Origin of the sequence: Aeromonas sp. 2MA4 (genome assembly GCF_029237305.1) — a bacterium.
Classification (GTDB): domain Bacteria; phylum Pseudomonadota; class Gammaproteobacteria; order Enterobacterales; family Aeromonadaceae; genus Aeromonas; species Aeromonas salmonicida.
Genome location: NZ_JAACFY010000005.1, coordinates 241,221 through 254,522, shown reverse-complemented (window position 1 = coordinate 254,522; position 13,302 = coordinate 241,221). Strand labels below are relative to the sequence as shown.

At 52.4% G+C, this 13,302-nt stretch carries 6 protein-coding genes; 4 read left to right on the top strand and 2 right to left on the bottom strand.

Translation table 11 applies throughout. From position 1 onward, the window contains the following. Positions 1 to 24: 24 nt before the first annotated feature. Both GWQ31_RS07935 and GWQ31_RS07930 read right to left on the bottom strand, forming a co-directional pair. A complete protein-coding gene (locus GWQ31_RS07935) occupies positions 25 to 1,968 on the bottom strand; it encodes a methyl-accepting chemotaxis protein (RefSeq protein ID WP_275909063.1) in 1,944 nt (647 codons plus the stop codon). A gap of 95 nt (positions 1,969 to 2,063) precedes the next feature. After that, positions 2,064 to 2,966 (bottom strand): DMT family transporter, encoded by a 903-nt coding sequence (locus GWQ31_RS07930; protein ID WP_275909062.1) that lies wholly within the window; start codon positions 2,964 to 2,966, stop codon positions 2,064 to 2,066. Between the two features lie 202 nt (positions 2,967 to 3,168). Between GWQ31_RS07930 and dptF the strand changes: the two genes are divergently transcribed. From dptF to GWQ31_RS07910, 4 genes are read left to right on the top strand one after another with little or no spacing between them, the layout of a single operon-like run. After that, positions 3,169 to 4,788, top strand: coding sequence for a DNA phosphorothioation-dependent restriction protein DptF (gene dptF / locus GWQ31_RS07925; RefSeq protein WP_275909061.1), 1,620 nt, complete (start codon positions 3,169 to 3,171; stop codon positions 4,786 to 4,788). A 2-nt stretch (positions 4,789 to 4,790) separates the two neighbouring features. Continuing rightward, positions 4,791 to 6,119 carry a DNA phosphorothioation-dependent restriction protein DptG gene (gene dptG / locus GWQ31_RS07920; RefSeq protein WP_275909060.1) on the top strand — a complete coding sequence of 443 codons (1,329 nt, stop codon included), beginning with the start codon at positions 4,791 to 4,793 and terminating at the stop codon, positions 6,117 to 6,119. Continuing rightward, positions 6,100 to 11,148, top strand: a complete 5,049-nt coding sequence (gene dptH, locus GWQ31_RS07915; protein ID WP_275909059.1) for a DNA phosphorothioation-dependent restriction protein DptH — start codon at positions 6,100 to 6,102, stop codon at positions 11,146 to 11,148. The genes dptG and dptH overlap by 20 nt, the downstream gene beginning before the upstream one ends. Position 11,149: 1 nt before the next feature. After that, positions 11,150 to 13,294, top strand: coding sequence for a DNA sulfur modification protein DndB (locus GWQ31_RS07910; RefSeq protein WP_275909058.1), 2,145 nt, complete (start codon positions 11,150 to 11,152; stop codon positions 13,292 to 13,294). Positions 13,295 to 13,302 lie beyond the last annotated feature (8 nt).

Sequence of the window (13,302 nt, the reverse complement as noted above, 5' to 3'; positions counted from 1 at the left end):
TTGGAGGGGAGTCCGGCGGCTGATTCAGGCCTGATGGCCGAGAATGCGGGGGATCTGGCTGGCTTGATGATGGATGTGTTCAGACACCTGAACCGAGAGCCGACTGCCCTGGCGGGCGTGCTGGCTGATGCGAGCAATCAGGTCGGCGAAGCTGGCCAGCTTGTGCTCCTGGCTCTTGGCGTTGTCCGCCCCTTGCAGGGCGATGACGGCTGTGCTGCGCGCCATCTCTCTCACCGCCTGTGTGGTCTGGCGCAACTGCTCCGCCTGCTGGCGCTGGGCGGCTGCTTCTGTGGTGATCCGCGCCAGCACAGTGCCGAGTTGATCGCCGGATTGGGTGAGTCGCACCAGGATCTCGGTGATCTGGCCAAGGGAGCGCTGGGTATCGGCGGAGAGGTGGCGTACCTCGTCGGCCACTACCGCAAAACCGCGCCCCTGCTCGCCCGCCCTGGCCGCTTCGATGGCCGCATTGAGCGCCAGCAGGTTGGTTTGCTGGGCGATGTGGCCGATCACGTCGACGATGGCGGTGACGTCATCCACCGAACGCTTGAGCTGGGTCAGGGCGCCGTCGCTTTCATCGATGGCAAGACCGGTCTGGGCGGTGGCCTGCAACATGCCCCCCACCAGCAGCTCGCTCTGGCTCATGGAGTGTTCGTTGTGCTGTGCATGCTGCGCTATCTCGGCGGCCACCTGATGGACTTCGCCGGCCAGCTGGTTCAACTCGCTCATCATCAGGTCGCTCTCGTCCACCGCCTGCTCGGTTGTGCGGGTGCTGTGGTGGATCTCTTCGACCTGATTGACCATGTCCTGCAGGCTCAATGAGACCGCCGATAGTTGGCCCTCTTTCTGCTGCTGATCCAGTTGCAAGCGAACGATAAGCCGGTTGTAGCTCTCGACTATGTCGCTGAGTTCGTTGCGCTCGCGCCCCGGGGGCAGGGTTTCGGCCTGGCCTGTCTCGTCAAGTTGCAGAAACGCACCGCGCAGCCGCAGCAGCGGTTTGACCAGCCAGCGACGCTGCACCAGTGCAAACAGCAGGGCGACCAGCACCAGACAGAGCGCCAGACTGCCGAGGATGAGAGCCAGCTCCTGGTTGACGGCCTGACGCCCGGCGGTGAGCTGCTCTCCCATCTCCCCGCTTGCTTGCAGCATGCGGGTGATGTCCTGTTGCACCGCCTGGTGGGCAGCCTGTTGTTGTTGCAGCGCCTTGCGGCTGTTTTCCAGCTCTTGCGGATAGCGCTTGAGCAGGGAGAGCAGTTCGCTGCGCGGCTGGGCGCCGAGCTCTTTGCGCACCGGCTCGCCCAGGGTGAACTCGTCGACAGGGGGGGCCTCAAACAGGCCAAGCGGCGGCAGGGCGGCCAGTCGCTCAGCCTGTTTTTGCAAGGCGGCGAGCTCGAATTGCAGCCCCTCCAGCAGTTTGGGGCTGGCCTGTTCCATGTAGTTCTGGCGCAGGTGGCCCAGCCCCGGCAGGGAGGCCAGCAAATCGGCCGCCCCTTTGCGGTAAGCCTCGGCACTGGCCTGATCCGTACCCGGATCCATGGCTCCCTGCTGGCCGTAGCGCAGCAGCGCCCTGGCCTGGGTGGTCAGTTCGTTCTCGGCATTTTGCAACAGCCACTGGCTGTTGCCAGAGAGCTTGCCCGCCGCCAGATAATCGCCATCGATGCGCTCCCCCATCTTCTCGAGCAGGGCGCGCAGCGGGGCTGTCAGCTGCTCGTCCTGCTGCGCCAGTTGGCCGAGCGCCAGTTGGCGCACCGTCTGGGCCTCGGCCAGGCGCAGGGGATCGCCGCTGCTCAGGTAGTCGCGCAAGGTGCCTTGCAGGGTATCGGTCAGCCGTTGTTGCAGCCGTTCATGTTGATGCTGGGCTTGCTCGGCCTGATCCAGCTGTTGCCAGCCATGAAACAGGGCGCCGACCTGTACGCCAGCGACCAGCAGCAGTACCAGGGAGGAGAGGGAGGCATAGTGGGCAATTTTCACGTCAGAATTCCTGCTTGAGCCAGGGGACTGGAAGTCGCCGTGAGCTTAAGCAGGAAAGATGGCGTTTTTATGACATCCGGTTCATGGCTGCGAAGTCATGACAAGGACGGTGCAGCGGGCTCCTCCTGCTTGCTGGCCGCAGGCGACTTGCCCAGCATGCCAAGCAGGGCCCCACCCATGATGAAGGCACCGGCCAGCAGATGGCGGGAAGTCAGCTCCTCTCCGTTGAGCAGCACCAGCAACAGTGTACTCAGCAGCGGTGTCAGGTAGGCAAGCGCCCCGATGCGGCGCGGATCCCCGTCCCGCAATGCCAGATACCAGGTAACGAAGGCAGCACCCATGGGGCCGAGGGCGAGCCCGACGATGAGCCACCAGTCGTCGGCGGGGATCTGCGCAATGGGCAGCGGCCCTTCCAGCCACCAGGCGAGCAGCAACGCCAGTAGCCCGGCGGGCAGGCAGGCCGCCGCCGTCACCACGGCCGGTGCAGGTGGCAGACTGCGGGAGAGCACCGAATAGGCCCCCCAGATGATGGCGGCACCCAGTGCCAGCAGGTAGCCCGGCAGATAGGCGACCTGCAGTTGCAACTCGCCGTTGACCATCACCAGTACGGATCCGGCCAGACCGAGTGCGCCGGCCAGCAAGTGACGGCTGTGCAGCGGGTGACCGGGCAGCAGCAAGGGGGTGAACAGTATGATGAAGAGGGGCCAGAGGTAGTTGATGAGGTTTGCCTCCAGCACGGGGGCGTGCCGAAAGCTCATGAACAGCAGCAGGTGATAGAGCAGCAGCGCTGTGATGGTCACCAGCCAGCTGACCGGACGGGCCCGCCACTGGCGCCAGAACGGCAGGGCGCCGACACCACAGAAGAAGAGCACCAATCCAACCAGCACCAGAGGCGACACGCTGGTGACCCGGGAGGTGAGCGCCGCCAGCGAGGCCCACAACAGTATGGTCAACAGCGCAAGGCCGGTGGACTTGTCCCACCACGAAGAACCCGACATCCAACACTCCTTTGCAAGATGAATAAAAAGAGGGCCAGTCTAGCAGACCGACCCTCCCTTGCCTGATCTAATGGCTGCTCACCGCCCTAGAGGCCTGAACATGACGAACATCAAGGAGTCATACAAAGACGCGTTTTCTGGTGGTAGCTTATGGATTCAATAAGTTACTATCTTGCAGATATACAGACTATAGGGTTATATCGTGAGCGCAATCACCCTCCGGAAGGCCCTTGGGGTCTTGGCTAAATCTTCCTCGTTTTCGGTAAAAACGACCTCTGATCGTCCGCGAGATGCTTATGATGACCTCAAAGAGTATCTCTACGTTAAATCTGAGATCGAACTCGACTTCGAAAAGTGTCTAATTGCACTGCAATCTGGCGCCTATGTATTTTTGTGCGGCAGTAGTGGCGATGGAAAATCGGAGATTTTATCCAGATGCTACGAGCGTTATAAACACCGTTACACCTTTCACCTCGATGCAACACACAGTTTTGCTCCTAATCAGTCGGCCATTGAGGCATTGGATGAGCTCTTTGACCGAGCAGGTGAAGGCCATCCTCCATTAATTGTCGGTATCAACATCGGCATGTTGGCAAATTTCGCTAAAGAGGGGGCTGAGCGGCACAGTGCGTTGCGTGGTGTAATTGAGCGTTTTCTGTACAGCGGTGAGAGAACACAAGGGACTTATCATTTTCTGGACTTCGAGTCCTACCCAAAGTTTCGCTTTAATGATGACGCAGGAAGCTATTCAAGCTTCATGCGCCAACTGCTCAAGCGTTTAACCCAGCCAACCGATGGCAATCTGTTTCATGTTATTGCGCTTGCAGATGAGCAACGTCGACGCGACATGCGCCTCATTGCCAATTTCAGGCTGCTGGCCAATGAGCACGTGCAAGAGATTATCATTACCACTCTGTTCAAAACCCGCTTGATCAAGGATCAATTCATTACGACTCGCGCCTTGCTGGATCTGCTCCATCAGCTTCTGGCCGGGGAGCATTACCTCTTTGACAACCTGTTTCTGGGTAAAGACAGCGAGCTAAGCCTGCGTCTTGCTGACTTTGATCCGGCCTTGATTCACACCCAAGCGGTAGACCAGTTTGTGCTGCGTTATGAGCTGAATCTACCGGATGAGGCGCTGGATGCCTTTATGGACGAGCTGGCAAAACTGGGGATCATGTTCAACGAGCCCCGTGATAAAGCAGGTCAAGCCGCATCTCTTCTGCGCCTTTTTTATCTGCTCAAGGACTGCGATCTTGGCAATAACTACCATCACCAATTCAAAGTCGATTTTGAAGAGCAGGTACTTGAACACTATGCCACCGTCTGGCTGCAGCATAGCCAGTATCTTGGGGAGGGTGGGAGCCAGCTGGCCTTGCGCAATTTCTATGTGAAAGCGCTGATCCCGGCCATTTTTGTCTATGCCAACCGCAATGCCCCTGAGTTGTCAAAGCGTGAGCTTTCTCTGGGTCAATTTGGCCAGTGTCATGTCGCGGCACCTGTTGAGCTGAAAGTCAACTACAGCGCAATTCAGCGCCAGCATGTAGAGAAACATGATCACTTCAGCGCTTATTTGAAAGTTGATGATCAGCCCTTGGCACCGATGGCAATCAACCTCAATCTGTTTGAGCTGATCTGCAAGCTCAACAATGGCTATCGACCAAACAAGTACGACAAGAATGCCATCGTGTTGCTCGATGAGATGGTTGAGCAAATCCGTGCTGTCGCCAAAAAGAGCCCTGTTCTTCACTATTACGAAGGTGATCAGCATTACCGTCTTGGTTTGGATGACGGCATGATCACCGTAGAAGGAACCAGATAGTCATGTCTCTGTATCCAATTCCTGTCGGATTAGCTCCGGTTGATAAAAACAAGCTCACCAACTACTGGCCCATTCGCAACAAAGGCAATGAGTTTGACTGGGATACCGTGACGGGTGTCGTGCTGGGGCTTTCCTTGCGCAAGCAGGTGACAGCCTATGAGTTCGAGCAGTTTAAGGAGGAGTGCAGAGCCCGGTTTGTAGGCAAGCTCGATGATCCTGATTTTTGGCAGGTGCTTGAGCGAGCCTATTTTTCAAATGACTCACTCTTTCACATTTCACCGCTGTTCCTCTTGTTCAAGGCCAAAGGGAAGAAGAGTGGACAAGCCGATCTCAGCGCGTCAGATACGCGATTGTGCAAATTGTTTGCAGGCCTGTTGGGGGATTTCTTTCTTGAAGATGCGCTTGATGACAAGCTCAATTTTGTCGAGCAAGAACTGTTGTCAGTTCTGCAAGGCAGGCTGCAAAGCGGCAGTCTGGTAAAAAATGAGGATGAGCTACCTTATCTGCCTTTTTTGAATGCCGTATTTCGTGAAGATATTCGCTTTTTGGCTGCAAATCCCCAGTACCTGCTGCAAGCCTTGCCCGGCACACTCAAGCTGTATGCCTTTGCCTACTGTGCTCAGCTGGCACTGAATGTGACCGACTGGCAACATGAGCCCCAGAGCAAGCCTCTCTACTTTATTCTCGATTCGGAAAAGGCCAGCTCCGAACGTACATCGGTAAAGCGCTCTGGCTACAAGCTGCTGGCTGCTGCCAGCGAGCGGGTTTTCCCGCTGCTTTCCGCCCTTGACGTGCTCCAGTTGCCGGGGGATGCAAAGAAAAGACCGCTCTGGCAGGTTTATCGCGATGCCACGCAATATGCTGACCAGGCTCAGTTGCTGGAGGAGCTGAACAACTATCTACAGGCCTTTAGAGAAATCCGCAGATTGCAGGCTGTACGGCCTCGCACAAACAGCGTGGCGGAAGCCTTTGAGCAGCTCAAAGAGTTGGCACTGGAGCAATTCCGTGATGCCAACACCTCCCGTGGCGGCGTGAACAGGAAATATGTCAAAGAGCTGGAAGAGAAGCTGCTCAGTGATTTTATTCAGGCCAGGGGGGCCGCTGGCCGCACTCTGGTGCTGAATCAGGATCAGCTGTTGCTGCTGACCAATCTCACCATCGGCAAAGCCGACAAGCTGCGTCTGCACGATCTGCGCAAAGGGTTCGAGCTGCGCGGTTTTTATCTTGATAACCAGTCGTTGCAGCAATTGGTCAGCTTCTATGAGCGCATGGGCAATGTAGAACGAATGAGTGATAGTGGAGACGCCGTGTATGTCCGCAAGACCCTTTGAGCATTTTCTGGCCGAGCGCTTTATCGAGTGGGTCAGTGCCGATATTGAGCCGGGCTCTCGTTACCAGTTCAAATCCCCCAGCGCCGACAACGGCCTGGTGTTATATCAGTCACTGGTGACCTTTGCTGCCACAAATACGCTGGCAACGGCCGATGGTATTAGCCTGCCATACATTGAATGTAATGGCGTGCGGGTTTTACCTGTGTTGCATGGTGAGGCTCCCGGATTTACCGAAAACTACATTTCCCGTTTGCGTGATCTGGTAGCAGGACGCAGTGCAGAATTTGAAAAAGCAGCCTTGCTCATTATCCACAACAGCATGCTGGATACTCTGATCAACAGTGCGCTTGATTTGGGGGCACCCGGTGCGGTCTGGCATCCGGATAGTCTCTCGCAGCAGCTTGGCGCACTGATTGATGTCGGCAGCAGCAACAAGGAGCTGTCAGCCTGTCTGCTCGAAGAGCAACTGGCTCTTATAACCGAAGAGGGGGCGACCGTATTTGGTTTTGCTCCTCTGTTCAGTGCACTGGATCAAGATGGTGTTCTGGAGTTTGATGAGCTCCAGCTATTCAATGACCCGGTCATTTTGAGCTGGAGTGGCAAGAAGGCCCAGATCAGCAAGCGGCTGCAAGCCAACCGCAAGCTGCGGCGCGAGATTGAAGATTCGGTTGAGCATTATGATATCGATCAGCTCGAGAGTGTTTTGAAAGAGTTCAGCGCCAAGTTTATCCGCCAGCATTTCCAGGATGAGAGCTGGCGTGAATTGGAATTCGAAGCCTACCTCAAGGAGATTGAAGCCAACAAAGCGCAAAAGTTGCTATTGGAAGAGGTGGTCGTTGAAAGTGGTTCACTGCAGCAAAGAGCCAAAAGCCAGAGCAAGGCGGGGCAGCGCGACCTGAGCTTGCTGATCCAGCTGCCACCGGGAGAGAAAACCCTCAACCTCTCTTTCACCTTCATCGGTAATGATCTGGACGAGAGCCAGTTCAAACTGATGCACAATGGGTCGCTCAAAAATTCGGTCACTTATTCTGTCAGCCGTGTCGGTGGCAAGCGTTGCTGGGCGACGGTGACCTTGCCCGTCACGGGAGAACCCACCTTTTTTAGCCTTGAGCTCAAACGCGATAACCGCTCCGAAGAGTACAAGTTCCGCTGCCTGGTGGTAGAGCAGGGAGATTTCTATTTCGATGAGCTGCTGCATTGTTTCCGGGTTGATGCCGGCAAGAAGTGGCTGACCCTGTTGCTGGAAGAGAACAAGTTCAAGGTCAACTCTGAGCAAGACGCCATCATGCATCTGGCTGATGACGATGGAGAAGTGGATTGCAGCGCTTGTGGCTGGGTGAACTTCGATACGCTGGCCGAGCAGAGTGAACAGATCCAGTTTGATCTAGTCAATGGTGAGCGTCGCTTGCCCATCAATATTGAAGGCCCGGCCGCCGATGAGAGCATTTGCGTTCCGCTGCTGTTTGACAGAGAGCGTTTCGCCAAGCTGCTCAGAGATGACCGTAATGCCGAGTATCTACGGGCCAAAGGCAAGATCATTTTCGATAACAGCGAAAGTGGGGTGGTCGGGATCCGCCAGCAACTGTTGAATCTCGAAGCTCGCATGGTTGATGAGCGTGTGCTGTATATCGGTTTGAGCGCCGAACCTATGCCTCTGGCTGCGATAAGCGCTATGTTTCCCACCTTGCATAGTGCTTACGAAGGTCTGTTTGATTACCTGCAACACCATAAAACATTGCCGAGTCTGGTGGCCTGGGGCGACAGCTATTGCGCCCTGGTGCAGCGGGTGCTGGATGCCTACGAAGCGGCATTAAGCGAGATACCGACCAATGCGGTGTTGGCGCTCGAGCACAAACAGCTGATGCGCATTGGCTTGTGCCGCCAGGAGGAGTGGCAACGCCTTAGCCCGCTGCACCCCTTGGTACTTGCCTATCACTTGCAGCTGGTGGCCGAGATAAAAGCCGATCGCGATGAGGATGGCGTCAGCTCTTTCGCCGAATTACCCGAGGTGACCCGCGAGCGCCTGGTTGCATCTGGCTTGCTGCCTTTCGTCTATGACAATGACTCTGGCTACGCCCATCTGCTGCCGGTGCGAGAGAACAGCTTCTGGCTCGATGTGGTGCCACAAAAGCAGGAGAGCTACAGCTACATCAAGCGTCTGGTGCGCGACAAACTGGCCGAGTTTACTCAAGCCTATTCCCGTCTGTTCAGTGCCGGAGCCAAGAGCACCCTGATCGTCAATGCCATCAATCAGGCGAGTGCGGCAGAGCTCTTCCTCGGTTTGATCGAGCACTTCAAGCATCACAAAGAGCAGGCTATTGCCATTCATGTGAACTTCTACGATGAGCGGCTGCAATTCAACGACTTCGACCGCTTTGCCGAAACGGCCGCTTATGACGAGCTGAAAGCCTGGCTTGGTTTGAATACCACCGCGTTGCGTGCTGAGGCCGATATGCTGATCGACCTGATCCGCAGCCGTCTGACCTACAGCAAGTTCACCCTGCCCAACGAGCGCGAGCAGTTCGCCTATGCCCATCTGGCGTTCTTCCGCAACCAGGAGCCGGTAGAGTGCCATCCCATCAATACCGATGAGGCGCTCAGTGGTGTGCTGTGTGATGGCTTGATCGCCGGGGAAGCGGCCGAAACGAAAGGGGCGGCCTATTTCACCGCCTTTGGTCTGCGTGGTGTGCCCTATCAAGGGGTACAGTCGTTGCGTGTGGCCCGCATGCTGGGCAACCTGTGGCAACCGGCCAGCCAGAGCAATGCCCAGTATCTGGAGACCAGCCTGGGGCTGGCGGTCAGTGCCGATTTCAAGGCTCTGTTGACCCGCTCTTATGACAGCGCACTGTGGACCACCATCATCGATCCCAAGGTGACTCTCGATTTCTTCACCAGTCAGCAGGATGTGGTGTTGATCCACTACTCGGATCAATACACCAGTGCGGCCGGTTATGACGCCATCACGGTGACCAAGCAGGTCGACCTCTTTAAACGCTTGCTGCAAAAAGAGGGTCATGGACAAGGGGAGACACTGCTATCCGAATTCAATGCCTTCAATGGCGAGTGGCTGCTCAAGATGCTCACGGCCCACGACAAGGAGCGCAAAGAGAAGAATGGCATCATTGGTGCCTACAAGTTTGTTTCGGCCTTGTTGAGGCAATCCGATATCTGCTGGGTACCCCTCTCCGTGGCCGAGATGATCCGCGTCTCTGGCAATGTCGGCCTCAAGATGAGCGACAGCGAGTTCTCTCGTCATGTACATGGGTATCGCAAAGGGGCCATTTCCGATGACGTGCTCTTTGTCGGCTTCAATGGCAAGCAACTCTATCTGCTGCCTCTGGAGGTCAAGACAGGTGTCAGACCCGACTTTGCCTATGCCGGGCAACAGGCGCTGGAGCTTAAACGTTACCTGATGGAAGAGGTGCTTGGCCCCAATACCCTGGCTGCGCGGCTCTACCGTGGTCTCTTTATTCGTCAGGTGCTGATGCAGGTCGACAAGCTTTGCCTATATCAGGTGATGCAGCCGGCGCAGCTTGCTCCGCTGCTGACCGAGCGGGAGTGGTGGCTCAAAGGGGAATATAGCCTGGCCAGCGTGCCCGACTATCCCGAAGGCTTTGTGGTCGCCCATATCGAAAACGACAGCTTCTTTGTGCCTCATTACCAGATGACCGAGCGTGGCGTTTTACAGGTTGAACTGCCCTATGCCTTGCTGGGTAGCCTGATTCAGGCCTGTAGCGCCCCTGCGCTTGATGAGTTGGTGACCCTGTGCCACGTAGACAAACAATATCTGCTGGGGCCCAGAGAGGAGGTGGTTAAGCCTGCGCCTTGCTCTAGTGTTCCTGTTCCTGTTCCTGTTCCTGTTCCTGTTCCTGTTCCTGTTCCTGTGACTCCTCACGCACCCGCAGAGCCCGTGCGTATCTTGTTCGGCCACGAGGCTCTGCGGCAAACCCCGCTCTATTGGGAGCCGACCAATACCGCCCGCTTTATGAATACCAATACCGGCATCATAGGCACCATGGGCACCGGCAAAACCCAGTTTACCAAGTCGCTGATCACCCAGCTGATGCGCCAGCAAGACAACAACGTCGAGGGGGCACGGATCGGCCTGCTGATCTTCGATTACAAATCCGACTATGTGGATGATGCCTTTAGCGAGGCCAACCAGAGCAAGCGGCTGCGGTTGTATCGCCTGCCGTACAACCCGCTCTCGCTCTATGGTGAGATGCCGATGTTGCCGGTGCATACCGCTACCGGGTTTGCTGAGACCCTGGCCAAAGCCTTTGGCCTAGGGCCCAAGCAGCAGCTGCGACTGCGCAAGTTGATCCTCGATGCCTATGAGCTGGCGGGGATCAGCAGGTCTGACGCCAGCACTTGGTCAAGGCCTGCGCCCACCTTGGCTCAAGTGTGGGATCTCTATCTTGAGCAGGAGAAGGTGGAGGAGGACTCCCTCTATGCCGCGCTCGACTCGCTGGTCACTTACGAGATATTCGAAACCATGCCGGATGAGGTGAGCTCCCTGTATGAGCTGCTCGATGGCGTGACGGTGATCGAGCTGGCGGGCTACTCACCCCAGATCCAGAACCTGGTGGTAGCCCTGACGCTGGATCTCTTCTATTCACAGATGCAAAAACGCGGCAAGCCACAAGTAAACGGGGATTATCGCCAGATCACCAAGATGATCCTGGTCGACGAGGCTGACAACTTCATGTCGCAGGACTTCCCCAGCCTGCGCAAGATCCTGAAAGAGGGGCGCGAGTACGGGGTTGGGGTGATCCTCTCAACCCAGGACTTGAGCCACTTTAAAACCGGGGAAAACAACTACGGCTCTTATATCTTGACCTGGGTGGTGCATCGCGTCGCCGAGATAAAGAATGCAGACATCAAGGCCATCTTTAATAAAGATGATAAGGCCGAGCAAGAGCAATTAATGGAAACCATCCGTAAATTGGATAAACACTTTAGTCTCTATATTGATGGAGATAAAAAGGTATCTATGATGCGGGATAGAGCATTTTGGGAGATTGTATAATATGTCTGACAGTAATATTTTTGATGAGTTTGAGAGTGAAGATATATATACGTTTAAACGTTGGGGATCTTTTGGTCGATTTTCAACGATAAATAATTTTCCGATAGAATTTTTTGTTACTACATTAAAGTCATCTCAACTAAATACTCTTACGTTTGCAAGAGATATAAAACCAGCTTCAATTGATTTCGAGCAGCTTCTTCAAAGAGATATTGATGAAGAGAGGGTTAGGTCTGAAATTAGTCCATATTTAACATCACCTCAACTGACTCAAGCTGAGGTGGGAACAAAAACTATTTTCTTTCCACCATTGCTAGTTGCAGCCGTGCCAGTTACGAATAAGAGAATGGAGTCTCATTATTCTCCGCAGTCTATAAATGACAATGGTAAGATCGTAGTTCGCGAGTGGGAATCACTTTTTAAAATTTCCCTTCGCAAAGCAAACAATGGTTACGTATTCAAACCATCTGCAATCTCGGATGAAGAAATTAGTGTATCAAGAGAACCTGCTCAAATAGAAATTAATATTTCAAATAGCATTGAGAGAGGCATAAAATTAGTCGTAATCGATGGGCAACATCGATTGAAAGCACTTATGAACGTATATATGGATAGTCCTGAAAGCTTAAAAGAGCTTGCAATTCCAGTGTGTATTTTATTTTCCCCTAATTCAACAGTCGAAGTGGTAGAGAAATTTAAGGAAAATGAATATAAAGTCCCTACTATTGCTGAAATATTTAGGCAGTTGTTTGTTGATGTAAATAAGAATGCAATACAGGTAGGTGGGCACTTCAATATTTTGTTATCTGAAGGTAATGTTGGAAGTATTATTTGTAGGGATTTGTGTTCATCTATATTAGATGGCCGTGGATTAAAAGCGCTAGCTCAAGTAGAGTGGAGTCAAAAAAATAAAAAGCTCTCTACAGAAATCACAAAGAAGTATTATGTAACTAGTATTGGGGTAATTGAAAAAGCTTTATCTGAGACCTTTGGTAAAGCAAAACTACCATTTAATTACATGATTCAGTTTGATGAAATAAAAGATTTCGTTCATCCTAATGATGATGATCATATTGAGTATCCTAAAGTTACATGGGATAGATTTTCTTTATCACAGAAACAGTATATTAAAGATCAAGTTCATTCTTATGTTACCCCTATGATTGAGTGGATTTTCTTTGAGTCCAACCTTTATGAGCCAGCAGTAAGATGTTTTAATGAAAAAATATTAGAACTAGAAAACAAAGCTAAACTTAATGCCCATGGTGAAACCCATTTCCAGCCTGTTTTAGATTATCTCTTAGAATACACGCCTATCTCAGAAGGTACTTCAATGAGAGAGGCTAGATACAACCTTCGTATTTTTGAAGAGGACGTTGGGTTGTGCAAAGAAGATAAAACGTTCCCATTGCTTAACCATGCAATTTTTCAGCGAGCAATTTTTCTGACATGGTTTGATCTTGTTAAGATTGGTCGACAGAGCGGAGTCGAATTAGTTTGTGCAAATAATGTTTTTAAGATGTTGATAAATGAAATTTCAAAAGATATTAATCAGATCGTGTCACCATTAAGAGAGTATTGTCAGTCATTTGTTTTTTATTCGAATAAGATAAATCCATCCAATGATTCTAGAGTTGGGATATCATGTCTTATTGCTGGATATTTAGCATCAAAGGATAAATTCAATATCATTATGAAAAATGCAGGAGTAAATACATCTTGTTTGGATGGGAGTGAAGCAACTTTTATTGAAAATATAACAAATCATGCATATTTCTCTATAAACAAATATATGGAACTGTATTCTAAAAATAGAGTTAAAATTTTTAAGGCATCATATGTAACCGATAAAGGTTTGGATCTGGAGGATAGAGAAGAACTGCAATTTGCAGAAAATAAGCGTAAGCGAGATGAAAAAGACTATAAAGATGGAAAAATAAGCAAAGATAAAATAAGCAATGACTTTGAAGTGCTTGTAAAAAAATATATAGAAAATGACACTAGATTAGCAATGAGAGAATTAAGCACTGTCCTATCGTTAAAGTTAGATGTTTTTGGTTTGACTGAACTGTCACCCTCATCAGAATATCTTGACTCCGAGTTTGATTCAGATTCAGATTCAGATCTAGATTCAAACTTCGAATAAGGAGTTTA

Bases quoted from the DNA above. Each gene is read 5' to 3' on its own strand.
- GWQ31_RS07930 (WP_275909062.1), bottom strand. From the start codon at position 2,966: ATGTCGGGTTCTTCGTGGTGGGACAAGTCCACCGGCCTTGCGCTGTTG.
- dptH (WP_275909059.1), top strand. From the start codon at position 6,100: ATGTCCGCAAGACCCTTTGAGCATTTTCTGGCCGAGCGCTTTATCGAG.
- dptG (WP_275909060.1), top strand. From the start codon at position 4,791: ATGTCTCTGTATCCAATTCCTGTCGGATTAGCTCCGGTTGATAAAAAC.
- GWQ31_RS07910 (WP_275909058.1), top strand. From the start codon at position 11,150: ATGTCTGACAGTAATATTTTTGATGAGTTTGAGAGTGAAGATATATAT.